The following is a 25,277-nucleotide window of genomic DNA, read 5'->3' as shown; positions in this document are numbered from 1 at the left end:
GTTATTTCCCTCCTTTCTCTGTTACTTTACGAGCTGGCAATACTTCTCCACGGTAGATCCAAACTTTTACGCCTAGTTTACCATATGTAGTATCAGCTTCCTCCCATGCATAGTCAATATCTGCACGTAAGGTATGTAATGGAACTGTTCCTTCTGAATGAGTTTCTGCACGAGCGATATCTGCTCCGTTTAAACGTCCGGAAACTTGGGTTTTAATACCTAAAGCTCCAGATCTCATTGTACGTTGAATTGCTTGTTTTTGAGCACGACGGAAAGCAACACGACCTTCTAGTTGTTTCGTAATACCCTCAGCAACTAATTTAGCATCTAAATCAGTCTTTTTAATTTCAACAATGTTAATGTGAACACGTTTGTTCGTCATATTGTTTAGTGCTTTACGAAGTTTTTCAACTTCGGAACCACCTTTACCGATTACCATTCCTGGTTTTCCTGTATGGATAGAAATATTTACGCGATTTGCAGCACGTTCAATTTCTACACGAGATACAGAAGCTTCGCTTAGGTTTTTTTCAATATAACTACGAATTTTCAAGTCTTCATGTAAGAAAGTAGCGTAATCTTTTTCGGCATACCATTTGGCATCCCAATCACGGATAATACCTATACGCATTCCTATTGGATTAATTTTTTGACCCACAGATTATCCCTCCTTCTTTTCTGATACCACGATTGTAATGTGGCTTGTACGTTTTAAGATTTGTGAAGCTGAACCTTTAGCACGTGGACGGAAACGCTTCATTGTTTGTCCTTCGTTCACATAGGCTTCGGCTACGATTAAATTTTCAATGTCTAAATCATAATTGTGTTCCGCATTCGCGATAGCTGACATCAACACTTTTTCCACTGCAGGTGATGCAGCGCGTGGTGTGAATTTCAGAATGGAGATTGCTTCTCCAATGCTCTTGCCTCTGATAAGATCCACTACTAGACGAACCTTACGAGGTGCGATACGGACAGTTTTAGCAGTTGCTGTTGCAGCTGTAATTTGTTCTGCCATGATAATTCCTCCCCTCGTAATTAACGACGACCTGTTTTCTTGTCATCTGCCGTGTGGCACGGTATGTTCTTGTAGGAGCGAACTCCCCTAATTTATGTCCTACCATATCTTCTTGAATGTATACTGGAACATGTTTTCTTCCATCATAAACTGCGATTGTTTGACCAATGAATTGTGGAAAAATAGTAGAACGACGTGACCAAGTTTTTACAACTTGTTTCTTCTCGCTCTTTGATGCAGCTTCTACTTTCTTCATCAAATGATCATCGACAAAAGGTCCTTTTTTCAAACTACGACCCATGGTGAAGCCTCCCTTCGGTTCCTTTTACGTTTTCTAAGTTACTTTAAGAATTATCTCTTACGACCACGAACAACCAATTTATTGGATTTCGCTTTTTTGTTACGTGTTTTCAAGCCCAATGCAGGTTTGCCCCATGGTGTCATAGGTGATTTCAATCCGATTGGTGCTTTACCTTCACCACCACCGTGTGGGTGATCGTTCGGGTTCATTACAGATCCACGTACTGTAGGGCGTTTACCCTTCCAACGGTTACGTCCAGCTTTACCGATGTTAATCAGTTCATGCTGTTCATTTCCAACAGTTCCAACAGTTGCACGACAAGTATCAAGGATCATTCGAACTTCACCAGAGGTTAAACGAACCAATGTGTATTTTCCTTCTTGACCTAATACTTGTGCACTTGTACCAGCTGAACGAACTAGTTGTCCGCCTTTACCAGGTTTCATTTCAATGTTATGAACAAAAGTACCGACAGGAATGTTTACTAATGGCAATGCATTTCCAACTTTGATGTCAGCCTTTTCTCCAGATTCAATCTTTTGACCAACTTGGATTCCCTTTGGTGCAATGATGTAAGTCTTCACTCCATCAGAGTAATGAATCAAAGCGATATTAGCCGAACGGTTTGGATCATACTCAATTGCATTAACCGTACCGATTACGCCATCTTTGTTACGTTTGAAGTCAATCAAACGGTACGCGCGTTTGTGTCCACCAGCTTGGTGACGCACAGTTATTTTACCTTGGTTGTTACGACCGGCATGTTTGCTTTTTGATTCAAGCAATGTTTTTTCAGGAGTTGTTTTTGTGATTTCTGCGAAATCGGATCCTGTCATATTACGGCGGCCGTTTGTGGTAGGTTTGTATTTCTTAATCGCCACGTATTTTCCCTCCTATTTAGTAATTTGAATTTCTATTTTTTATTCGTCTTCGCCGAACAATTCAATTGTTTTTGAGTTTTCGGTTAGAGTTACGATTGCTTTACGGCGTTTCTTTGTATAGCCTTTGTTTTTGCCCATACGTTTTAACTTACCGCGCACGTTCATGATGTTCACATTTTTAACTTCAACGTCAAACAATTTTTCAATTGCTTGTCTTACTAAAGTTTTATTTGCACGAACATCCACTTCAAAGGTATATTTTTTTTCATCCATTGCAAGCATGGAAGCTTCGGTAATGATTGGACGAATAACTACATCATGATATTCCATTATTGAAGAGCCTCCTCTACCTTAGAAAGTGCAGTTTGAGTTACAATTACTTTTTGATTTGAAACGAGATCAAGTACATTCAATCCGTTTTCTCCGATTACGGTTACGTTAGGAAGATTACGGGCTGCTAATACTGAATTATCGTTATCATTTTCGATAACTACCAATACTTTGGAGTCAACATTCAAGTTATTTAACACTTTTGCAAATTCTTTTGTTTTTGGTGTGTCGAAAGTTAAGCCATCAACTACAATCAAGTTTCCTTCTGCTACTTTTTCAGAAAGAACTGATTTAAGAGCTAAACGACGAACTTTTCTATTTAATTTATATGAGTAAGAACGAGGTGTTGGTCCGAATACTACTCCACCACCAACCCATTGTGGGGATCGGATAGATCCTTGACGAGCACGTCCAGTACCTTTTTGACGCCATGGTTTACGTCCACCACCGCGTACTGCACTACGGTTTTTTACAGCATGTGTTCCTTGTCTTAGAGAAGCACGTTGCATAATGATTGCTTCAAATATAACACTATCATTCGGTTCAATTCCAAAAATTTCTTCATTTAATGTTACTTCACCGTTTTGTGTTCCATCTTGTTTGAATAGAGCTACGTTAGGCATATTTCTCGTTCCTCCTTTCTGGTTTTATTATTTAACAGCTTTAAACGCTGCTTTGATTTCAATAAGAGATTTCTTCGATCCAGGAACGTTTCCTTTAACAAGAAGTACGTTTCTTTCTGTATCAACCTTCATAATTTCTAGGTTTTTAAGAGTTGTTCTGTTTCCACCCATTTGTCCAGGTAATTTTTTACCTTTAAATACGCGTGATGGATCAGATGCTCCACCCATTGAACCAGGACTACGATGGAAACGTGATCCGTGAGACATAGGTCCACGTGAATAGCCGTGGCGTTTAATAACACCTTGGAAACCGTGTCCTTTCGATGTACCAGTGACATCAACGATGTCCCCTGCTTCGAATATATCTACTTTCACTTCTTGTCCTACTTCATATTCTCCCAGCTCAACATCTTTGATTTCTCTAATGAAGCGCTTAGGAGCAGTTTTTGCTTTTGCTGCATGACCTTTAGCAGGTTTGTTTGTCAAAACTTCACGCATTTCTTGATAACCTAGTTGTACAGCTTCGTAACCATCCGTTTCATTTGTTTTAACTTGTAAAACAACGTTTGGAGTAGCTTCGATAACAGTTACTGGCACCAATTCACCGTTCTCTGTGAAGAATTGAGTCATTCCTACTTTTTTGCCTAAGATTCCTTTGGTCATGGTAACACCTCCGTTTTTTTATTGTTTGTTTTAGATAGAATTATAGTTTGATTTCGATATCAACACCACTTGGTAAGTCTAACTTCATCAATGCATCAACAGTTTTACTTGTTGGGTTGATGATGTCGATCAAACGCTTATGTGTCAACATTTCAAATTGTTCGCGAGAATCTTTGTATTTGTGAGTTGCACGAATCACTGTGAATAGTTGTCTTTCAGTAGGTAATGGAATCGGACCTGAAACGCTAGCTCCAGTTCTTTTTGCTGTTTCCACAATCTTATCTGCTGATTGATCCAACGCACGGTGTTCATATGCTTTCAAACGAATACGAATCTTTTGTTTTGCCATGTTATTTCCCTCCTTCGTCAAATGTAAATCATAAGACTAGCTCCACGAAAATCCCCGGCATCACCGGGTGTGACAAAGCACCCTGGCGTGTCGCAACCTCTCGTTTCAATGCTATGTTCCCTCAATTAAGGGGCTATGTACTCTTTCACTATCCGTGAAATTCGCACTTTATAAGTATACATAGGATGTGTACTAAATGCAAGTTTTTTCTGGAAATAAGATAAAATTTTTTTAATTCTTTGTTTTTTTCCCAACTGCTTTATAATCCCAACTGCTTTATAATAAAGGAATCAAGTGGAATTCGCAAGTGTTTTGCATAAAATACTCAATTCTTTTTTCAATCCCTAATCAGCCATGAATTATAGTCATTTCATGATTTTATTTAAAAATGCAGACTAGTTTCTTCTATAGTATATATCGTTTATTTAAAATTCAAAAAGCTCACTTCCTATAAGGAGGTGAGCTTTTCGATTTAAGAAAAATATTATCTAGGATTATTTGGATCCATTTTCTTTTCTGCTTCTGTTTTCTGAGCACTTCCACCCATACTTGTAGATTCTTCATTGATCTTGTGATCTAGTTTATTCAACTGTTTCTTAGCAAACTCTCTACCACCTAATCCAAAGGCTAGAGCAAATGCTACCGCTAAGCCACCAATGATAAACAAGAACGCTGTATTAACTATAGTAGAAGCAAATTGTAATTGATCTAGTGTCATGAAGATTGCCATAACATAAATCAAGTACTTCACTACCGCTCCGACCATGCCACTACCTGTTGAGTCTTTAAGGAAAGCTGAGAGTGCATTTCCTCCAACGATACCTAATCCTAAAATGATTAGTCCGAATAGTACAGAAGGTAAGTAGCTGATAATTGCTACACCGATTGTATTCAATATTTGTAAATTCAGTGTATTTAGAGCTTCAACTAAGAAGAAGATAACAATAACTGTTTGTACAATTTTAGCAATTACATTAGAAAGACTAATCTGCGTGCTTCCTTTTGTATTTAGATATTTAGAATAGCGATCAATTCCAGAAGTTTCTAACAAACCTTCTAGTAAATCTCCAACAATCTTAGCAATCAATCCACCTGCAATTAGCAAGATAACTGCTACTAGTATATTTGGGATCGCTGCTAAAATTTGATTCAATACATTTACAATTGGTTCAGAAATAGATTTAATTTGTAGCGTGTCTAGTGCCATTGTAACAATAGGTATTAAAATAACAACAAATACTGTGTTAGCTAATACTTTTGCAATCGTATGTTTTTGTTTTTCTACTTGTCCAGGTGAAGTGTTACTTACCTTTGAAGTATATTTTCTTACATAGCGATCAACATTAACTGTTTCTAACAAGTTCTGTACTAGTTCTTTTACAAACTTGGCAACAAAGTATCCGATAGCTAAAATAATAGCTGCTCCGAATAACTTAGGTATAAACGCTAAGAACGAATCAAACATATTCGTAATTGGTGCTGCAATATTGGCTAATCCTATTCTCTCCAGAATCCCCGGGATAAAGAACAACCATACTAAGTAGTAAAAGACCTTACCAAGTGAGACAATCATTTGGTTCCCATCTTCTACAGTATTAACAACTCCCCATGATGCAAGCTTTTGATTAAAGTGAATGGCTTGAAGTCCTTTGACTATTGCTTTTTTGACTAGCGTAGCAAGTACCCAGGCAAGTACTAATAATAAAATAGCTCCCAGTAAATTTGGTAAAAACGCTAGAAATGATGCCCATAAACCTTGTAATGAGTCCGTAAATTCATTCATTTTGCTTCCTCCTTATAATTTCTTTTTTTCAGGAATTTCTTCCTTATGTTATAAGTATAACGGAAGAATCAAATAACTTAAAATGAAAACCCTCATTAAATTCTTCTTTTCAATAAAAGTCAATAGCTTTTAATAATTTTTAACAAAAAAGACAAGTATTTTCTTTTCAGAAGATACTTGTCTTTTATCTTATATTCATTTATCTATACGTTTTATCTCTTTTCTGTCAATTGGATCATTTAATTCAGGAGAGAGGCCATCTATATCGTTAGCGTGAGAGTCTGTAGCCAACTCTTTCTCTGTTTCTTCCTTTATGTCTGTATTCGTTCCTGGAACATCTACAAATGTTTTTTCATCACGTAAAAGTGTATCTGTTTTATATCCCACCATCTCAGGATCTGTTTCAACAGAACCTAGTTCCGTAACAGGATTACGTGTCTTCATTCCGCTATCCAGTACATCTGTATTTGTATCTTCTTCAGCTACGGATGGTTTAGCATTTTTATCTGTCAGTACAACAATGTTACCTTTTTTAATTTGTTCATGATATGGGTGTAAAGGGTCTTCTTCAGTATCGTAATTAGGATGATTCACTTGGTCTTCTTCATAATCATCAATCGTAAAAGCATCTTTTATTTTATCCCAAAAAGAACGTTCATTATCGTCAATATTGTCTCTCATATTTGTATCCGTACTAACTTCTGCGTCCATCGTTAAAGGAATTGAATCTTTAACGGTTGAATTGGCAACTACGTAAATATCCTCTTTGAGGTAGCCTTTTTCTCTTAATTTTTGAACTGCCTGCATGGCTTCTTCGATTTTTGAATAACTTCCTTCTACACGTTTATTCATTATTCTATACTCCTCCTTTTAAAATATCAATCACTATGATAGCGCTATCTTATCGTGTTTATTATATCTTTAATGAAAAGATGTTTCAAATAATAGCTATTGAGCTTTTTTACATTATTCACTTCACTATTACTCGCCTTATATTTTTATTTAATTTTATTTTAATCATACAAATTTCTATACCATTTAATGGGAGATAGTTATCTAATGATATTTAAACAAAAAAAGTAGGCAAAGAGCTTACGCTCCTTACCTACTTTTAAATTTAAAAATTATTTGTTAATTGTAGAAACAACACCGGATCCTACAGTACGTCCGCCTTCGCGAACTGAGAAACGAGTACCTTCTTCGATAGCGATTGGGTGGATTAGTTCTACATCCATTTTAACGTTATCTCCAGGCATAACCATTTCTACGCCTTCTGGCAATTCTACAACTCCAGTAACGTCTGTTGTACGGAAGTAGAATTGTGGACGGTAGTTTGAGAAGAATGGAGTGTGACGTCCGCCTTCTTCTTTGGAAAGAACATAAACTTCTGCTGAGAATTTTGTATGAGGTGTGATTGTACCTGGTTTAGCTAGAACTTGACCACGTTGGATTTGCTCACGGGTTACACCACGTAACAAAGCACCAATGTTGTCGCCTGCTTCAGCGTAATCCAACAATTTACGGAACATTTCAACACCTGTTACAGTTGTTTTCTTAGTATCTTCTTCAATACCAACGATTTCAATTTCGTCACCGATTCTTACTACTCCACGCTCAACACGTCCAGTAGCAACAGTTCCACGACCAGTGATTGAGAATACATCCTCAACTGGCATCATGAATGGTTTGTCAGTATCACGAGTTGGTGTTGGGATAAACTCATCAACTGCAGCCATCAATTCCATGATTTTTTCTTCATACTCTTCAACGCCTTCAAGAGCTTTCAATGCAGAACCAGCAATAACTGGAGTGTCATCACCAGGGAAGTCGTAGTCTGTTAATAGATCGCGAACTTCCATTTCTACTAATTCAAGTAATTCTTCGTCGTCTACCATATCCATTTTGTTCAAGAATACTACGATGTAAGGAACACCAACGTTACGTGACAATAGAATATGCTCACGTGTTTGTGGCATTGGGCCATCAGCAGCAGAAACTACTAAGATAGCTCCGTCCATTTGTGCAGCACCAGTGATCATGTTTTTAACATAGTCCGCGTGACCTGGGCAGTCTACGTGTGCATAGTGTCGGTTTGCAGTTTCGTATTCAACGTGAGAAGTGTTAATTGTAATTCCACGTTCTCTTTCTTCTGGAGCTTTATCGATTGATGCGTAGTCAGAAGCTGCACCACCGAATCCTTTTTTAGATAATACAGTTGTAATTGCAGCAGTTAACGTAGTTTTACCATGGTCAACGTGTCCGATAGTACCGATGTTTACGTGCGGTTTGGAGCGATCAAATTTTTCTTTTCCCATTGTTAATTTTCCTCCTCATATTTGAGTAAATGTTATATTTTTATAGACTTCTTCTGTGTTCACAGTAATTGCCTATTGTAATGAATTATACAGATTACCGTAGTAAAATGCAATATTTCAAATTGTTCAAAAAGTAAGATTATGCGTCAGCGTTTTTACCGCTCTTTGTAATAATATCTTCTTGAACTGATTTAGGAACGGCTTCGTAATGATCAAATGCCATTGCAAAAGTACCGCGTCCTTGAGTAGCAGAACGAAGAGTTGTCGCGTAACCGAACATTTCAGATAAAGGAATAGTTCCTTTAACAATTTGTGCATTTCCGCGAGTTGTTGTTCCTTCAATACGTCCACGACGAGCACTTACGTGACCCATTACGTCTCCTAGGTATTCTTCAGGAACAGTAACTTCTACTGCCATCATTGGTTCAAGAATTGCTGGGTTTGCTTTCTTAGCTGCATTACGCAACGAAAGGGAAGCAGCAACTTTAAAGGCTGTTTCAGATGAGTCAACATCATGGTAAGAACCATCATATAGGCGAGCCTTAACGTCAACTAATGGATAGCCGGCTAGTACACCGTTTACCATAGAATCTTTCAAGCCCGCTTCTACTGCTGGAACATACTCACGAGGTACTACCCCACCGACGATACCATTTTCGAATTCGAAACCAGCACCCTCTTCGTTAGGAGTAAATTCGATCCATACGTGTCCGTATTGACCTTTACCACCTGATTGACGAACAAACTTACCTTCTGATTTAACAGCAGTACGGAATGTTTCACGGTAGGAAACTTGTGGAGCTCCTACTGTTGCGTCTACCTTGAATTCACGTCTCAAACGATCAACGATGATATCTAAGTGTAATTCACCCATACCCGCAATAACGGTTTGTCCAGTTTCAGCGTTTGTTGAAGCGCGGAAAGTTGGATCTTCTTCAGAAAGCTTTTGTAAAGCGATACCCATTTTATCTTGGTCTGCTTTTGATTTTGGCTCAATAGCAACTTCGATAACTGGTTCTGGGAATACCATAGATTCTAGGATTACTGGGCGTTTTTCATCGCACAGTGTATCACCAGTACCTGTATCCTTCAAACCAACTGCTGCAGCAATATCACCGGAGAATACTTCAGGTATCTCACTACGGCTGTTTGCGTGCATCTGCAAAATACGGCCTACGCGTTCACGTTTTCCTTTTGTTGTGTTCTGGATATACGAACCAGCTGCTAATGAGCCAGAGTATACACGGAAGAATGTTAGACGACCTACAAAAGGATCGGTCATTACTTTAAATGCCAACGCTGAAAACGGCTCGTCATCATTAGAAGGAATGATAATTTCTTCATCTGTATCAGGAATCAAACCAGTCATTGGTGCTACATCTGTAGGTGCAGGCAAGTAATCAATTACTGTGTCCAACATTAGTTGAACTCCTTTGTTTTTGAAGGCTGAACCACAAAGAACTGGGTAAAATTCTACATTCAATGTAGCTTTACGAATTCCAGCTTTTAATTCTGCAACGGTGATTTCTTCTCCTTCGAGATACTTCATCATCATTTCTTCATCAGTTTCAGCAACTGCTTCAATCAGTTTAGTATTCCACTCTTCAGCGATTTCTTTGTACTCTTCAGGAATATCTTCCTCATGGTACTCAATTCCATCTTCTGAATCATAGATTTCAGCTTTCATTTCTACCAAATCAATAATTCCTATGAATTTATCTTCGGCTCCCATTGGCAACTGAATTGGATGAGCGTTTGCTTGCAAACGTTCATGGAGTGTTCCTACGGAATATAAGAAATCTGCTCCAATTTTATCCATTTTATTAATGAAAACAATACGAGGAACACCATAAGTAGTAGCTTGGCGCCATACTGTTTCTGTTTGTGGTTCAACACCAGATTGAGCATCTAGCAAAGCTACTGCTCCATCTAATACACGTAGAGAACGTTCAACTTCAACTGTGAAGTCCACGTGTCCAGGCGTATCGATAATGTTTACACGGTATCCTTTCCATTGCGCTGTTGTAGCAGCGGAAGTAATCGTGATTCCACGTTCTTGTTCCTGTGCCATCCAGTCCATTTGCGCTGCACCTTCGTGAGTTTCGCCAATTTTGTGGATTCGACCGGTGTAATATAGTACGCGCTCTGTTGTCGTTGTTTTACCAGCGTCAATATGAGCCATAATACCTATATTTCTTGTCTTTTCAAGAGTAAATTCTCTTTTAGCCATCTGTTTCGTGCACCTCTTTCTAGCTTTGATGGTTAGTTTATATCGATGGAAGACAGGTTCTATAAACGAACCTGCCCCATCTAACAAACATTATTTTATAATAATTCTTACCAACGGTAATGAGCGAAAGCTCTGTTGGCATCTGCCATTTTGTGGATATCTTCGCGTTTCTTAACGGAAGCTCCTGAGTTATTAGCAGCATCCATAAGTTCTTTTGCAAGTCTTTCTTCCATGGTATCTTCTCCACGGAGACGGGCATAGTTTACTAACCAACGTAATGCTAAAGCTGTACGACGTTCTGGACGAACTTCAACTGGCACTTGGTAGTTAGAACCTCCTACACGACGTGCTTTTACTTCTAAAACAGGCATGATGTTTTTCATCGCTTGTTCAAATACTTCTATTGGTTCATTACCGGAAGTATCTTTAATAATATCAAATGCGTTATATAAAATAGTTGCTGCTTTTCCACGTTTACCATCAACCATCAAGCGGTTAATCAAACGAGTTACCAATTTAGAATTGTAAATTGGATCTGGCATAACTTCGCGTTTTGCTACTGCACCTTTACGAGGCATTCTGACTCCCCCTTCCATATCTATTATTTAATTTTATTTCCTAAACAAAGTTAGGTTTTATTTTTTAGCTGCTTTAGGTTTCTTAGCACCGTATTTTGAACGGCTTTGCATACGACCGGTAACTCCAGCTGTATCCATTGCTCCACGAACGATATGATAACGTACTCCAGGTAAATCTTTTACACGTCCACCACGGATTAATACCACACTATGTTCTTGTAGGTTATGACCGATACCAGGTATGTACGCTGTTACTTCCAAAAGGTTAGACAAGCGAACACGAGCATACTTACGTAAAGCCGAGTTAGGTTTCTTAGGTGTCATTGTTCCCACACGTGTACATACTCCACGCTTTTGAGGTGAGTTATTGAAAGTTGGAGCTTTCTTGAAACTGTTATATCCTCTTCCCAATGCTGGTGATTTAGATTTCTCAACAGCTGATTTACGAGGTTTGCGAACTAATTGATTAATTGTAGGCATTTTTTTTCCTCCTTCCCAAATAGGTTTTTCTAGGTCCACACATCCAGGTGGTCCTTCTTTTTTAAAAAATAATAAATCGAAAGTACATTCGATTTTTTCACGGAATACTCTTGATTGATTAGTTGAACTGATTGGAATACCTTTCAGAAAACTTATAACAAAAGCACCTTTGAAAGAATACCACGAAAATTCTCAGTCGTCAACAATAGAACTACATTTTTTTATTTATTTTAAAAAACAAAGAGCGGAGACTGTCTCCGCCTTGTTTTTTTGTTTAATATTTTTACTGTTCTTCGATATTTCTCATCGTTGGGAATAGTAATACATCTCGAATAGACTGACTGTCTGTTAATAGCATAATGAATCGGTCTATTCCAATTCCAAGACCACCTGTTGGAGGCATTCCATATTCTAACGCCTCTAGGAAATCTTCATCCACACCATGTGCTTCTTCATTTCCTTGTTCTTTTTCTTGGGATTGCGCTTCGAATCTTTCACGTTGATCGATTGGATCCGTTAACTCCGTAAATGCATTCCCGTATTCATTACCCATGATGAATATTTCAAAACGATCCGTAAAACGAGGATCTTCTTGGTTTTTACGAGCTAGTGGTGAAACTGCTGTAGGATGTCCATAGATAAAGGTCGGTTGTACCAACGCACCTTCTACAAATTCTTCAAAGAACTCATTAATGATATGTCCAACAGTCATGTGCTTCGTAAAAGGTACGCGATGTGCTTTCGCTAAGTCACGAGCTTGTTCATCGGTCATATCCTCCCAGAAATCTACTCCTGTTTTTTCTTTTACAGCATCTACCATGTGAATCCGTGGGTACGGTCCAGCTAAATTAACTTCGGTTCCATTATACATAACGGTTGTAGTTCCTTTTACATTTTGTGTAACGGTTTCGAATATTCCTTCTGCTAATTCCATCACATCATGATAATCGGTATAAGCAGTATAAGCTTCCATCATCGTAAATTCAGGGTTATGAGTGGTATCAATTCCTTCATTTCGGAATACACGACCAATCTCATAAACTTTTTCCATTCCACCAACAATCAGACGCTTTAAATGAAGCTCTAACGCAATACGCATGTATAGTTCCATGTCTAAAGCGTTATGATGCGTCACAAAAGGTTTAGCAGTTGCTCCACCCGCCATGTTATGTAGCGTGGGTGTTTCTACTTCTAAATAGCCATGACTGTTCATGTATTTGCGTAACTCAGCAATAATTTGGCTTCGCTGCACAAATTTATCAAAACTATCCCGATTACTAATTAGATCCAAGTATCGTTGACGATATTTTTGTTCTACGTTTGTCAATCCGTGGTATTTATCAGGTAAAGGACGTAATGCCTTCGTCAAATGAACCAGAGTGGTCGGTTTAATCGTTAATTCTCCGGTATTTGTTTTCATGACAGGTCCGGTAACACCAATGATGTCCCCTAAATCTGCTTGCTTGAAAATAGCATAGTCATCTTCCCCAACTTCATCCTTACGAACATAAATCTGAATGCGTCCCTTACTATCTTGTAAGTGGGCGAATCCAACTTTTCCTTTTCCTCGTTTGGTAATAATACGTCCTGCAATGGAAGCAATAATTTCTTGTCCTTCCATTTCTTCTTTCGACAAATGATCATACGCTTCATGCAATTCCTTCGATAAGTGGGTGCGTTTGAACCCATTGTGGAAGGGATCCATGCCCTCTTCTCGTAAATGTTTCATTTTCTCACGTCGAATGATTAGTTGGTCATTCATTTCTTCAGAATGTTTTTCTTGACTCAATACGGTCACTCCGTTCTACTACTATCAGTATTCTATCCTATCTATCTTGCCAAGAAAAAAATAAAATTGCAAGGTCTCTTTCAAATTTATTTAGATAATAAATGAAGTTTCCCTTTGCGCTCTACTTTTTCTTCTTCTCTTTTTTCAGTCTCTTCAACAAATCGGTCTAGAAAACCATTTATTTCTTGTTGTCTATTTGCCAAAACAATTGCTGCTTTTGTTTTAGAAGATCGAGGAATGCCTTTTAAATAATAAGGGGCAATCGTCCGAAATTCTTTAATAGCCGTAGGTTCTCCTTTTAACTCTACTAATCGTTCCAAATGGATTTTAGCAGTTTCCATTTTTTCGCGAGAAGTAACTGGCGGTAATCGTTCTCCTGTATCTAAGTAGTGGACCGTTTGCTTGATCATAAACGGATTGGACAATGCAGCCCGACCAATCATTACACCGTCTACACCTGTTTCATCTAGCATCCGTTTCGCATCTTCTGGAGTGCGAATATCTCCGTTTCCAATAAAAGGAATTCTTGTTAAGGCTTGTTTCACTTCTTTAAAAGGAGCCCAATCTGCTTTTCCTTCATACATCTGAGCTCGCGTACGACCATGCATTGCTACAGCAGAGGCTCCTGCACGTTCCGCTGCAAGAGCATTCTCAACCGCAAATAAGTGTTTATCATCCCAACCTAAGCGCATTTTAACTGTAACCGGTTTGTCTACGGCATCCACAACTGCTGCGACCATTTCATATACTTTATTTGAATCCAGGAGCCATTTCGCTCCTGCTTCATTCTTAATCACTTTACTAACCGGACACCCCATATTAATATCGATGATGGAACATTCAGTATTCTCCGCTACATATTTCGCGGCTTCTACTAATGTATCTTTGTTGCCTCCCATAATTTGAATGCTGAGGGGATACTCGTCTGGTTCAATATGAAGCATCTTTAAAGTCTTTTCATTTCGATAGTGAATTCCTATGTCACTAATCATTTCACAAACAACGAGACCAGCACCCATTTCTTTTACTGTGACACGATATGCCGAGTTGCTGATGCCAGCCATTGGAGCAGCAACAACTTGATTTTTTATTTCTATATCACCTATTTTAAACATAGTACCCTACCTTTTACTATCAATCTTCTATTTTCTTTTGTTATTTTAGCACCTTATTCGTGATAAGACTACTATGTCATTTGAAAACGGGGTTTTAGTGAATTGAAACAAGAAAAATGAAATGAACCTACATTTTTTCGAGGTTCATTTCATTTTAATTTTATAAAAAATATATACTCACTTATTTACTAAATAGCGTGATCCATTATCTGCAGAAATAGTAACGACCGTTTTATCTCGACCTAGTCTTTTTGCAATTTCAATTGCTCCAGCTATCGCAGCACCTGAAGATGAGCTCAATAATAAACCTTCTTCTTTTGCTAAACGAATTGCCATAGCAGCTGCTTCTTCTGAAGAAATATGGATTACTCCATTATACAAGGCTACATCTAAAACAGGTGGAATAAAACCAGCTCCCATACCAGGAATATGATGTATTCCTTGAGGGCCATCACTCAGTACTTGAGATTCAGTTGGCTCAACAGCATACAACTCTACATTCGGGTTCACCACACGCAAACTACGACCTACACCGGTTAAGGTTCCCCTGTTCCAACAGATGCTACAAAAGCATCTGGAGTTTTCCCAGCAAATGCTTCTATAATCTCCGGTCCAGTCGTTGCTTCATGCATTGCTGGATTGGCCGGATTTTGAAATTGACGTAAATAGTACGTATCCGCCTGTTTACTCAATTCCTCTGCTTTTGCAATTGCTCCAGACATCCCTTCTTCTATAGGAGTCTCAATGACTTTAGCTCCATAAGCTTCCAAGATTAGCCGAACAGAGTGATTGTCTTCTTGAGGCAGTACGAGAAGTGCTTTGTACCCTTTTGCTGCAGCCAACATAGCAATGCTAATTCCCATATTACCATCGGTTGCTTCTAGTATCGTGAAACCGGGTTTTAAACTGCCATCTTCTTCTGCTACTTCTAGCATATTTAATGCCGTTCGATCTTTTATGCTTCCTCCGAAATTATACGATTCTAACTTTACATATACATCAGCTGCTCCTTCTGGAACAACTTTATTTAATTTGATGAGAGGCGTATTGCCAATCAGCTCTGAAATACTGGTAACTTTTTTTGCCATCAGATTTCCTCCGCTCTTTTTTCAAATCATCGTTTATTAGTTGTTTTGATTTACTTCTTTTTCTTCTTTGGCTTTATCAATAGATTGAATCAGGCTATTTAAATCATCTTCAGAATATTGATATTTCTCTTCACAAAAATGACATACAACTTCAGCGCCGTGATCTTCGTTAATCATATCTACTAACTCATCTTTACCTATCGCAGACAGACCATCCATAAAGCGTTCGCGTGAACAATCACAGTGGAAACGTAGCGGCATTTTTTCGATATATTTAACATTTTCTTTTCCGAGTATTCTTTCTAAGACTTGTTCTGGCGTCTCTCCTTCTTCCATCAAACGTGAAACCATTGGAAGATGTAGAATGTTTTTTTCAATCATATCAATTACGGCATCATCCGCACCAGGAAGAACTTGAATCATAAATCCACCTGCCACTTTAATAGAGTTATCTGTATCTACTAAAACACTCAGACCAATTGCTGAAGGAATTTGTTCAGAGTTAGCCATATAATAGGTGAAGTCTTCTCCTAGTTCTCCACTGATCAAAGGAACTTGTCCTGTAAAAGGTTCTTTTAATCCTAGATCTTTAATAACCGTCAGAGAACCTTCTGTACCTACAACTCCTTTAACATCAATCTTTCCTTGTTCATTTAATGGTAAGTGAACATGTGGATTCGAAATATAAGCCTTTACTTCTCCTTTTCCATTTGCATCCGCAACAATTCTACCTCCAGGACCGTCTCCACTTACAATCACTGTCATTTTTTGATCTTCTCGTAAGCCAGTTGTTGCTACTAAAATGGACCCAATCATCGTTCTACCTAACGCAGCAGATGAAGCACTCCATGTATCGTGTCTTCTTTGAGCTTCTCCGACTGTTTGTGTTGCATTCAGTGCATATGCACGGATTTGTCCTTCATAAGCAAGTGCTTTTACTAAATAATCATTCATATGATTTCCTCCCAAGATATAAGAACTTCTGTTGGTTCCTACCCTTTTATCTATATTTTATAAATCATTTTTACTATATTGTCTACGTTTGTGGAATAGCTCTTTCCACACTCATATTTCTATTTTACTATAGCTACACTAAAATCTAAACATAATCTGCTCATGAGTGTAAACAAATAAAAAACAGAGTAAGAAAAGCTACTGCTTTTCTTACTCTGTTTGATATTTTTCTGTTTGAATAAATTTAATGAGGTGGCAACTCGTCTTCATTTTCTAGTGATGTAGATCCATCAGTACGTTCCTCATCGGAATGTTCTTCTGTACTCTCTTCACTTGAAGAGAAGTCTTCGCCCTCTTGATGATCTTCTTCATCTTTTTTAAGTTTTTCAGCTTCTTTTTTCTCTAACGCACGTTTTGCTTCTTCAAAAGAGGCAGCTTTTTCACTTGGGTATTCTTCAGAATTTTTTTCATCAGGCATTTCACCTGTTTCAAAAAGACTCTTGATGGTTCTTGCATCCAAGGTTTCTACTTCAAGAAGTTTTTGAGCAATTAGATCCAGCTGTTCACGATGCTCATTGATAATTTGACGAGCTCTTTCGTGTGCTTCACTCATGATTCGACGTACTTCTGAATCAATTTGGTAGGCAATATCTTCAGAATAAGCGCGTGTATTTCCGTAATCACGGCCTACAAAGACTTGTTGGTTTCGTTCATACTGAACCGTTCCTAGCTTATCACTCATTCCGTATTCTGTTACCATGCTGCGCACTAATTGAGTTGCTTGTTCAAAGTCATTGCTAGCACCAGTTGTTTGTACATTGAAAACAATTTCTTCAGCTGTACGTCCACCAAGCAAACCAACTACTTGTTCGAACAATTCTTCTTTCGTCATCAAGAAACGATCTTCTTTTGGAAGCATAATCGCATATCCACCCGCACGTCCACGAGGAACAATCGTTACTTTATGAACAGTACGAGCATCACTCAGTACCATTCCAACGATAGTATGTCCAGATTCATGGAATGCAACCATTTCTCTTTCTTTCTTACTAATTGCTTTATCCTTTTTAGCAGGACCGGCAATTACTCGATCATGTGCTTCATCTAAATCTAAAGCATCAATACGTGTCTTATTTCGACGAGCAGCTACTAGAGCAGCTTCGTTCAATAAGTTTTCTAAATCAGCACCAGAGAATCCAGGTGTTTGTTGTGCAATTACTTTTAAGTCCACATTCGGATGAAGTGGCTTATTTCGTGAGTGAACTTTCAATATAGCTTCGCGACCTTTTACATCAGGACGTCCAACTAATATTTGACGGTCAAAACGACCTGGACGAAGTAAGGCTGGGTCCAATACGTCTGAACGGTTTGTTGCAGCAATTACGATGACTCCTTCATTTCCAGAGAAACCATCCATTTCAACTAGTAACTGGTTTAATGTTTGTTCACGTTCATCATGTCCGCCACCCATTCCAGCTCCACGTTGACGACCAACCGCATCAATTTCATCGATAAAGATAATGGCTGGAGCAGTTTTCTTCGCATTTTCAAACAAGTCACGAACACGACTCGCTCCAACTCCAACAAACATCTCAACGAATTCCGAACCAGAAATCGAGAAGAAAGGTACTCCTGCTTCTCCTGCTACTGCTTTAGCTAGCAAGGTTTTTCCGGTTCCTGGAGGTCCTTCTAACAGTACGCCCGCTGGAATACGAGCACCAAGTGCTGTAAAACGTCTTGGGTCTTTTAGGAATTCCACCACTTCAACTAACTCTTGTTTTTCTTCATCCGCACCAGCGACATCAGAAAAACGAACTTTAACATCTGTTTTAGAAATATCTTCGGATTTGGATTTTCCGAAGTTCATTACTCCACGATTTCCACCGCCACCGCCTTGGCCTCCTGCTTGTCCCATCATCATGTACATAAAGAACACGAAAAGTACGAGGGGTAAAATAGTAAAGAGGATACTGATCCAAGCACCGGATTGATCTTGTTCTAAGATAGTTATGTCCGTATCTGTAGTTGAAGATAACTCTCCGATTTCAGCTAACGTAGAATCATTGGGTAATACTCGAGTATCAAATGCCTTTGTTGTAAGGTTTTTATCATCAAACAATAGTAAGTCATTGGTACTTGATTCACTTTCTAAAGTCTTTTCTTCTCGATACTCTCCTACTACTTCCCAGACACCTGCTCCTGGTTGCATTGTAAATTCTTTTACTTCTTCTTTGTCTAATGCTTGCATAAATTCTGTAGTGGATATGGTTTGGCTTCCTTGATCGCCTATTCCTCTAGTCATCATTGTTACTACTGCGACGACTGCAATGAAAATAAGGATCCAAAAGCTACTGCTTTTTAGAAATTTATTTTTCTTCATTTGACCCTCCCTGTTAGATAGCATACCGATTTGGCGTATATCTTACATCTTCCTAATATTTTAGTTTTATTTTATGTATCTTGGTCATGATAACATATTGGACCAATCTTCACTATCTATTTTACTTATAAATTTCTTCCTTTAAAATTCCAATATAAGGCAAGTTTCGGTATTTTTCGACAAAGTCTAAACCATAGCCTACCACAAATTCATTTGGCACATGAATCCCTACGTAGTCTGCTTCCAAATCAACTACACGACGCTCTTTTTTATGTAATAAGGTAACGATTTTAATTGATTTAGCATTTCGGTATCGGAATATATCAATTAAGTAACTCAATGTTCGACCAGTATCGATAATATCCTCCACAATCAGCAAATCTCTACCTTCAACGGATGCATCTAAATCTTTAATAATTTTGACATCTCCACTTGATTCAATTTCTGACCCGTAGCTAGAAACATCCATGAAATCTAATTCTAAGTCACAATCCATTGCACGTGATAAATCAGTCATAAACATGACTGCCCCTTTTAACACTCCGATTACAAGTGGATTCTTCCCACGGTACTCTTCGGTCAACTCTGCGCCTAATTTCTTTACTGTGTTCTTAATGTCTTCTTCTGTGTACAAAATTTCTTTTATATCTGGATGTATCATTCCGTCACCTCTTCATAATTTGTGTGTATAATCATTTTACTCTGTTCTTGATTATTTTTTTCTATTTCTAGTATTTCATTTCCTTTACTCACCTTCATTGAAAGAGCATACCCTGGGACCCATAAAATTTCACCTTGAGCATCCGTTATAACGATCGCTTTTCTCCTCTTTTCTTGAGGAACTTTTTGATCAATAAAAATTCGAGATACTTTCTTTGTAAAAGGGGCATGTTTATTCATACGAATGCGGTCTCCCGCTTGCCAATAACGTACAAATAAAGGATATGAAACATCTTCTTCGAGCCTTACCCAATGAGTACTTAGAACGGATGAATGAGAGAGAAAGGATTCACTATATAAAAACAAGCCTATTTTACCATTAAAAGGTAATTCTAACCATTCATTTAGGTCAATTTCTGCTAAGTATGTGTGAAATAGGTTTTTTTCAGTGTTTTCTTCACTTTTTGAGACTTTATTTTTTTTAAAATAAAGAACTCCATATCGTCTTTCTACATTTCCTCCAGACACATTTAATGTTGCTTGAGGAGTGGCTCCCTCAATCATTTCAAGGATATCATCCACATGGCTTTTTCGAAAAGAAACTCCAGCTTGGAACCATTTCTCTTGTAAAAAATAACTGAGCAGAAGGTATCGCATTGATTGAGAATAGTTTAGGAAAAGATGGATATCTAAAGACCAAACATCCTTTCTTTGTATAAAACAATTCTCAAAAGCTTCCTGAATTACTGGACTGGCTATTTCTAATAGGGCCTGTAGCTCTTCTGAAAATTCATTAAAATGTTGGGCCGCTTTTTCATTTTCTTTCCTGATTAAAGGAGTAATATTATTTCGAAATCGATTACGTGTAAAGTCATTTCCTTCATTCGTAGCATCTTCTATGTAAGGAACCTGATATTTTCGGCAGTACTCGTACAATTCTTCTTTTTGTACGTCCAAAAACGGCCGGACTAACTTCCCAGAATCAAATATCCGGGCCTTTTTTATACCAGCAACCCCACTTAGCGTACTTCCTCGAGTTAACTTCATGAGAATGGTTTCCATTTGATCATCTGCATGATGAGCTGTTAAAAGTGCAGTCGCCATTAGAACTTTCATTTTCTCTTCAAAAAATTGATAGCGAAAATCTCGTGCGGCTGCCTCTAAATTATTATCTGGATGTAGTTCCTTTTCCCAATGTTTTACATAGAAAGGAATTCCCCTTGTAAAGCAAAATTTTTGTACAAGCTTGCAGTCCTCTTCGGCTTCATTTCGCAAATGGTGTTGGACATGAAGTACAGCAAAGTGAGGACGTTTTTCAGTAGGAAGTTTTGAGAAGGCATCCAACAACGCCATCGAGTCCACGCCACCCGATACAGCGAGGAGAACCGTATCGGAAGATGTCCAAAAATGAAACCTATTATTTTCGTCATATAATTTCTTCGTTAACAAGTTCATTTCCCTCTCCACTCCCCTTTTTTTGAAAAAGCTTTGAGAATGCTTCTTAATTTAAGCTAGAATAGAAAAAGAGGCGGAGCAGGAGTAAAACTCCTTCATCCAACCTCTTGTATCTTCGGATGTTATCCGCGTCTTCCGCCGCGTCCACCGCGTTTGCTTTCTGTATTACGTTTCAAAGAAGACAAGCGATCATCGCTATCTTTCAAAAATGAGCTCATCAAATTATCAAAGCCTTCTTTTTTAGGTTCTTTGCTTTGTGAAGGACGTTCCTCTCGTGCCTTGAAGTGAGAAGAATCACTGCGTGGTGCGGAGCTCCTTTGATATGGTTTTTGCTCACGTGGTTCACGTGATGGTCGGGAATCTTCTTCAGATTTTGGTTGAGCTTTCCTAATGGACAGTCCAATCTTCCCATCACTTGCAATAGTTAGTACCTTAACGGATACCTCATCCCCAACACTTAAAACATCGTGAATGTCTTTAATATAGCTATCGGAAATCTCACTAATGTGAACAAGTCCAGTCTTTCTATCTCCCAAATCAATAAATGCACCAAAATTTGTAATACCAGTTACTTTACCTGATACGATACTTTCAACTTCAATTGACATAAAAAAAGAGTTCCTCCTTAGGTTTTGTATAACTATTATAGCATGTAACCATTTATAAATATAGGTGGACTTTACGTTATTAATTATTTTCTGTTAATTTAGTGAATTTTCAGTTGCTGCTTTGCTCTGATTATCTTCTGGCAGACTAAAAATAATTTCACCATCTTTGCTCAAGTAATACTTTCCCCGTGCTAATTTAGCAAGGTACTCGTTATCTTGCAGCAGTCCAACTTCTACTTTTAAATCATCATTTTTTTCTGTAACTTTTTTTGTTCTTCTTGAGCAATGGCTATTTCGCCATCTAAATTACGTATCTCTGTTATATTTCCAATTAGAGTACTGAAGAGTGGGACAACAATCATGGTCCCTACAGCTGCAATTAGCGTCATACGGCGACGTACGTGTTTCCGAATGGTATGGTGTTGTTTTTTCTTTTGTATTTGTTTTTGAAAAAATTCGTTTTCAATATTAGTCACATTTTTACTACTTGAATCTACTTGTTTTTTATTCCATTTTGTTTGCACGTGAACACCCCTCTCCAAAACGATTATATGCATTTCTAAGCCTTCTTGTTCTGCACCTTATATATGAAGTATATAAGAAATGAGAGGGATTGTCACGGTACTTCCAGCAATTTTAAAAGTTCTCTTTCTAGTGGAAATCTTTTGTTCTATTTCCTTTATTTCCTTTGTTACTTTTCACTTAAAATTGCGCTTCTTTTTCATCTCTAGGAAGCATGGTTTCACTTATAATCGTATACATTTCTTGTGCTACATCTTTTTTAGTTGTATCAAGAATTTTATTGATACGAACGATTAATGTTTTTGTTCCATATTGGAGAGTCAATACATCATCCACTTTTACATCTGAACTAGATTTCGCTTGTTTATCATTAATCAGAATACGTCCTTTATCAGCAACTTCCTTGGCAACAGATCTCCGTTTAATTAATCGAGAAACTTTTAAAAATTTATCTAATCTCATCTTCATTCTCCTTTTCATTATTCATTTCTTTTTCTTTTGCTTTAATCATTTGCCACATCTCATCAATATCTTCCATACTATCTACAGGATAGTTGTCGAATACATGAGGATGTCTACGACGTAACTTTCGATTTAAGTTTTCTAAAATGTCCTCCATTGAAAAAGTGCCTTGGTTTTCCCCATATCCCGCATGGTAAAAAATTTGAAGAAGAACATCTCCTAATTCCTCCACCAAGTTATCCACATCTTCTTCTTTAATAGCTTGTGCAACCTCATCTGTTTCTTCTATTAAATACGGTAAAAGAGTTTTGTGATTTTGTGCTTGAACCCAGATATCTCCTGCATGAATCGCATCCATATAGGCTTGTGTAGTTGCAAAACTTTTCGTCTGTTCATCACGAACTAATGGAGGAACGTAAACAGAAAGTAAATTATGTACTCCTTCTATTCGATCCATTTCGTATAAAGGCATCCACTCCACTCGTTCTTGAGAGGTCCCTGCTGCATCGACTAGCGCTACTCGATGTTCGTCTGGATACTTCTCCATCAACTCTAATTTCACATCCCCTGCTACAAGGTCATTATATACTTGCATAACAATCAGATGATTATTCAAATTTAGATAATCAGAATCCATTCTTAATCCATCCACCAACTGAAACCCTTCAATAGGATCTACATCTACCGCTTGAAAGAAATCATCTAAAAAGCTTTTTCCACCTAAAATTTCAACAGAGATTTCTTCGGTGTTATGTAGCAACTGTTTTACAGAGTCTTCAGCAACCATTGGATGTCCTGGTACTGCATATAAAACATCTTTTTCTTTTGCTTGTGCCAACAATTCTTTAGCAATTTCTTGGTATACATTTTCAAAACTACTTTCCCGTTCATATAAATTGTCAAAGTCACGGTAGTGAATTCCGTTTTTTTCTAATTCTTCTACAACCGGATGTTCTTTTGTACGTAAAAAAATATTTGTATGTTCTTGTAACTGTTTAAACACACCTACAGGTAGCTGATTCCAATCTCCTGCACCCAGACCGACTATTTCAATTTTTCCCATATTCTACTCCTTTTTAAATACGTTCGTTTATTTACTTTTGGATATTTTTTTTAATAGTTTTTTACCTAATGGAATCGATAACCATTCTCTCGTAGTTAATAGTCGAACCCGTAAAAGATACCATCCAAAAAATACAATGCCTATGATGACTGTGAGGAAGGAAGTTAGGGAAGAAGTAGTACGTCCTGTGGTTTGGAATATAAATGTTATCAACAACCACTTCGTTGCGTATGCACTAGCAAAGAGAAGAACACACCCGCCTAACAACTTATACAAAAAGGCATCTTTTCGCCAAACTCCTTTTAAAGGAGAAGGCATTTGACTTCCCAGAAAGAAAACCATGATAGAAAGACCTAAAAGAGTGGCGATACTAGCTCCCATTGTTCCCCATAGACGTACAAATAAAAGATTCATCAGTACTTTAACTACAAGTCCCATCACTAAAGCTAGTAAGGTTACTCGATACTTATTTAGACTTTGTAAAATAGAGTGGTAAGCCATCATAACCGAAGCTACAGCAATACTAATAATATAAACAGATAAAACAGCACTACCATTTTGGTCGCCAAATAGCATGTCGTTCACTTGAGGAAGAATGGCCAATAATCCTGCTACAGAAGCTGCTGAAAAGATAGCCGTCATTCGAATCAAGGATTGAGCTGCTCGTTTAAATTCACTCTCTCGATTATAGGCATACGCACGACTCATGAGTGGAATAAAACTAGCAGAAAAACCAGTTCCGACTACCATCCCCAACTGAACCAACGGCTGTCCACGATCATAGATTCCTTTTAATGATTTCGCTACTTCTTCTGCCACTCCATTTTCAACTAGGTTTTTATATAAGGTAAAGGAATCGACTAATTGAAAAAGAACAAGAATCGACGTCAACAAACAAATAGTTAAGCCTTCTGTTGCATAACGCTTTGTTAAATTTCTCCAAGAATGGTGAACCTTTTGACTTTCTACGAAATCATGATTTATATTCTTTTCGGGTTTATTTTTAAAAAACGCAATCAAAAGAATGAGACTAGCTGATCCAGCTCCCCAGATTGCTCCACTCATAGCGCCTGCACCCATTTCATACAAGTCAAAAATTCCTTGTGTATACCAATAGGCAAATAAAAGAATGACACCTACTCGCACCAACTGCTCGATTACTTGAGAAATAGCGGTAGGTTCCATCCGATAAATCCCTTGAAAATATCCTCGTAAGGTTGCCAGTATGGGCATAAAAAGAAACATCCAGGAAACAGATTGAATTAAAGGTGCTAGCAGTTCATCCCCCATCATCTGGGCAATTCCACTTGAAAATCCATATAACAGCGCGAAAATACTAGTTCCAAAAAAAGATAAAATAACTATACTTTGATAGATTAGTTTTTTACGTTCTATTTTTGTCGTTGCTTCCGCAATTGTTTTTGAAAAAAACACAGGAAATCCGGATAATGCAAAGGTCATTCCAATTCCATAGAGAGGATAAATTTGTTGATACACATAAAAACCAGTGTTCCCAACCATATTTTGAAAGGGAACACGGTAGACTGCGCTTAATATTTTTGCAATAAAACTTGCAATGGAAAGTAAGAAAGCACCCTTCAACATGTTTTTCATCTGTTCATTTTTCATA

At 37.8% G+C, this 25,277-nt stretch carries 25 protein-coding genes and 2 pseudogenes; all 27 read right to left on the bottom strand.

All coding sequences use genetic code 11. From position 1 onward, the window contains the following. Position 1: 1 nt before the first annotated feature. Positions 2-658: a 30S ribosomal protein S3 gene (rpsC, locus tag LZ578_RS03610; protein WP_235145971.1), complete on the bottom strand. Its 657-nt coding sequence runs from the start codon at positions 656-658 to the stop codon at positions 2-4. A gap of 3 nt (positions 659-661) precedes the next feature. Continuing rightward, the gene (gene rplV, locus LZ578_RS03605) at positions 662-1,018 is read right to left on the bottom strand and encodes a 50S ribosomal protein L22 (RefSeq protein ID WP_235145970.1); all 357 of its coding nucleotides are present in this window, start codon (positions 1,016-1,018) and stop codon (positions 662-664) included. Positions 1,019-1,038: 20 nt separating this feature from the next. After that, positions 1,039-1,319, bottom strand: a pseudogene (rpsS, locus tag LZ578_RS03600) (30S ribosomal protein S19). A gap of 50 nt (positions 1,320-1,369) precedes the next feature. Further along, a complete protein-coding gene (rplB, locus tag LZ578_RS03595; RefSeq protein ID WP_235145969.1) occupies positions 1,370-2,200 on the bottom strand; it encodes a 50S ribosomal protein L2 in 831 nt (276 codons plus the stop codon). Between the two features lie 39 nt (positions 2,201-2,239). Beyond that, a complete protein-coding gene (gene rplW / locus LZ578_RS03590) occupies positions 2,240-2,530 on the bottom strand; it encodes a 50S ribosomal protein L23 (protein WP_235145968.1) in 291 nt (96 codons plus the stop codon). Beyond that, complete coding sequence (gene rplD / locus LZ578_RS03585) at positions 2,530-3,153, bottom strand: 50S ribosomal protein L4 (RefSeq protein ID WP_235145967.1); 624 nt, start codon at positions 3,151-3,153, stop codon at positions 2,530-2,532. The genes rplW and rplD overlap by 1 nt, the downstream gene beginning before the upstream one ends. A 27-nt stretch (positions 3,154-3,180) precedes the next feature. Further along, on the bottom strand, positions 3,181-3,816 hold the full coding sequence (rplC, locus tag LZ578_RS03580) for a 50S ribosomal protein L3 (protein ID WP_235145966.1): 636 nt from the start codon (positions 3,814-3,816) through the stop codon (positions 3,181-3,183). 40 nt (positions 3,817-3,856) lie between these two features. Further along, positions 3,857-4,165 (bottom strand): 30S ribosomal protein S10, encoded by a 309-nt coding sequence (gene rpsJ / locus LZ578_RS03575; protein ID WP_235145965.1) that lies wholly within the window; start codon positions 4,163-4,165, stop codon positions 3,857-3,859. 484 nt (positions 4,166-4,649) lie between these two features. Further along, complete coding sequence (locus tag LZ578_RS03570) at positions 4,650-5,948, bottom strand: mechanosensitive ion channel (RefSeq protein WP_235145964.1); 1,299 nt, start codon at positions 5,946-5,948, stop codon at positions 4,650-4,652. A gap of 195 nt (positions 5,949-6,143) precedes the next feature. Next, positions 6,144-6,800 carry a general stress protein gene (locus LZ578_RS03565; RefSeq protein WP_235145963.1) on the bottom strand — a complete coding sequence of 219 codons (657 nt, stop codon included), beginning with the start codon at positions 6,798-6,800 and terminating at the stop codon, positions 6,144-6,146. Positions 6,801-7,072: 272 nt separating this feature from the next. Beyond that, the gene (gene tuf, locus LZ578_RS03560; RefSeq protein ID WP_235145962.1) at positions 7,073-8,263 is read right to left on the bottom strand and encodes an elongation factor Tu; all 1,191 of its coding nucleotides are present in this window, start codon (positions 8,261-8,263) and stop codon (positions 7,073-7,075) included. Positions 8,264-8,402: 139 nt separating this feature from the next. After that, positions 8,403-10,493 carry an elongation factor G gene (gene fusA / locus LZ578_RS03555; RefSeq protein ID WP_235145961.1) on the bottom strand — a complete coding sequence of 697 codons (2,091 nt, stop codon included), beginning with the start codon at positions 10,491-10,493 and terminating at the stop codon, positions 8,403-8,405. 107 nt (positions 10,494-10,600) lie between these two features. After that, positions 10,601-11,071, bottom strand: a complete 471-nt coding sequence (gene rpsG / locus LZ578_RS03550; protein ID WP_235145960.1) for a 30S ribosomal protein S7 — start codon at positions 11,069-11,071, stop codon at positions 10,601-10,603. Between the two features lie 57 nt (positions 11,072-11,128). Next, complete coding sequence (gene rpsL, locus LZ578_RS03545; protein ID WP_235145959.1) at positions 11,129-11,551, bottom strand: 30S ribosomal protein S12; 423 nt, start codon at positions 11,549-11,551, stop codon at positions 11,129-11,131. A gap of 283 nt (positions 11,552-11,834) precedes the next feature. Further along, a complete protein-coding gene (gene lysS, locus LZ578_RS03540; protein ID WP_235146390.1) occupies positions 11,835-13,313 on the bottom strand; it encodes a lysine--tRNA ligase in 1,479 nt (492 codons plus the stop codon). Positions 13,314-13,426: 113 nt separating this feature from the next. Further along, positions 13,427-14,455 (bottom strand): tRNA dihydrouridine synthase DusB, encoded by a 1,029-nt coding sequence (dusB, locus tag LZ578_RS03535; protein ID WP_235145958.1) that lies wholly within the window; start codon positions 14,453-14,455, stop codon positions 13,427-13,429. 177 nt (positions 14,456-14,632) lie between these two features. Beyond that, a pseudogene (cysK, locus tag LZ578_RS03530) lies at positions 14,633-15,543 on the bottom strand (cysteine synthase A). A gap of 36 nt (positions 15,544-15,579) precedes the next feature. Continuing rightward, positions 15,580-16,497 carry an Hsp33 family molecular chaperone HslO gene (hslO, locus tag LZ578_RS03525; RefSeq protein ID WP_235145957.1) on the bottom strand — a complete coding sequence of 306 codons (918 nt, stop codon included), beginning with the start codon at positions 16,495-16,497 and terminating at the stop codon, positions 15,580-15,582. A gap of 244 nt (positions 16,498-16,741) precedes the next feature. Further along, complete coding sequence (gene ftsH, locus LZ578_RS03520; RefSeq protein ID WP_235145956.1) at positions 16,742-18,877, bottom strand: ATP-dependent zinc metalloprotease FtsH; 2,136 nt, start codon at positions 18,875-18,877, stop codon at positions 16,742-16,744. A 121-nt stretch (positions 18,878-18,998) separates the two neighbouring features. Then, positions 18,999-19,538: a hypoxanthine phosphoribosyltransferase gene (hpt, locus tag LZ578_RS03515; RefSeq protein ID WP_235145955.1), complete on the bottom strand. Its 540-nt coding sequence runs from the start codon at positions 19,536-19,538 to the stop codon at positions 18,999-19,001. Then, positions 19,535-20,992, bottom strand: coding sequence for a tRNA lysidine(34) synthetase TilS (gene tilS, locus LZ578_RS03510; protein ID WP_235145954.1), 1,458 nt, complete (start codon positions 20,990-20,992; stop codon positions 19,535-19,537). Before tilS ends, hpt begins: the two co-directional genes overlap by 4 nt. Before the next feature lie 122 nt (positions 20,993-21,114). Next, positions 21,115-21,600, bottom strand: coding sequence for a S1 domain-containing RNA-binding protein (locus LZ578_RS03505; protein WP_235145953.1), 486 nt, complete (start codon positions 21,598-21,600; stop codon positions 21,115-21,117). A gap of 93 nt (positions 21,601-21,693) precedes the next feature. After that, positions 21,694-21,822: a septum formation initiator family protein gene (locus tag LZ578_RS03500; protein ID WP_235146389.1), complete on the bottom strand. Its 129-nt coding sequence runs from the start codon at positions 21,820-21,822 to the stop codon at positions 21,694-21,696. A gap of 17 nt (positions 21,823-21,839) precedes the next feature. Beyond that, complete coding sequence (locus LZ578_RS03495) at positions 21,840-22,124, bottom strand: hypothetical protein (protein WP_235145952.1); 285 nt, start codon at positions 22,122-22,124, stop codon at positions 21,840-21,842. Between the two features lie 178 nt (positions 22,125-22,302). Then, the gene (locus tag LZ578_RS03490; protein ID WP_235145951.1) at positions 22,303-22,584 is read right to left on the bottom strand and encodes an RNA-binding S4 domain-containing protein; all 282 of its coding nucleotides are present in this window, start codon (positions 22,582-22,584) and stop codon (positions 22,303-22,305) included. Then, on the bottom strand, positions 22,571-23,647 hold the full coding sequence (locus tag LZ578_RS03485; protein ID WP_235145950.1) for a MazG nucleotide pyrophosphohydrolase domain-containing protein: 1,077 nt from the start codon (positions 23,645-23,647) through the stop codon (positions 22,571-22,573). Before LZ578_RS03485 ends, LZ578_RS03490 begins: the two co-directional genes overlap by 14 nt. A 27-nt stretch (positions 23,648-23,674) precedes the next feature. Further along, on the bottom strand, positions 23,675-25,276 hold the full coding sequence (locus LZ578_RS03480; protein ID WP_235145949.1) for an oligosaccharide flippase family protein: 1,602 nt from the start codon (positions 25,274-25,276) through the stop codon (positions 23,675-23,677). Position 25,277 lies beyond the last annotated feature (1 nt).

It is taken from the genome of Jeotgalibaca sp. MA1X17-3 (genome assembly GCF_021513155.1).
Taxonomy (GTDB): Bacteria; Bacillota; Bacilli; order Lactobacillales; family Aerococcaceae; genus Jeotgalibaca.
Note: the sequence above shows the minus strand (reverse complement) of the source record. Positions and strands in the feature narration are given on the sequence as shown.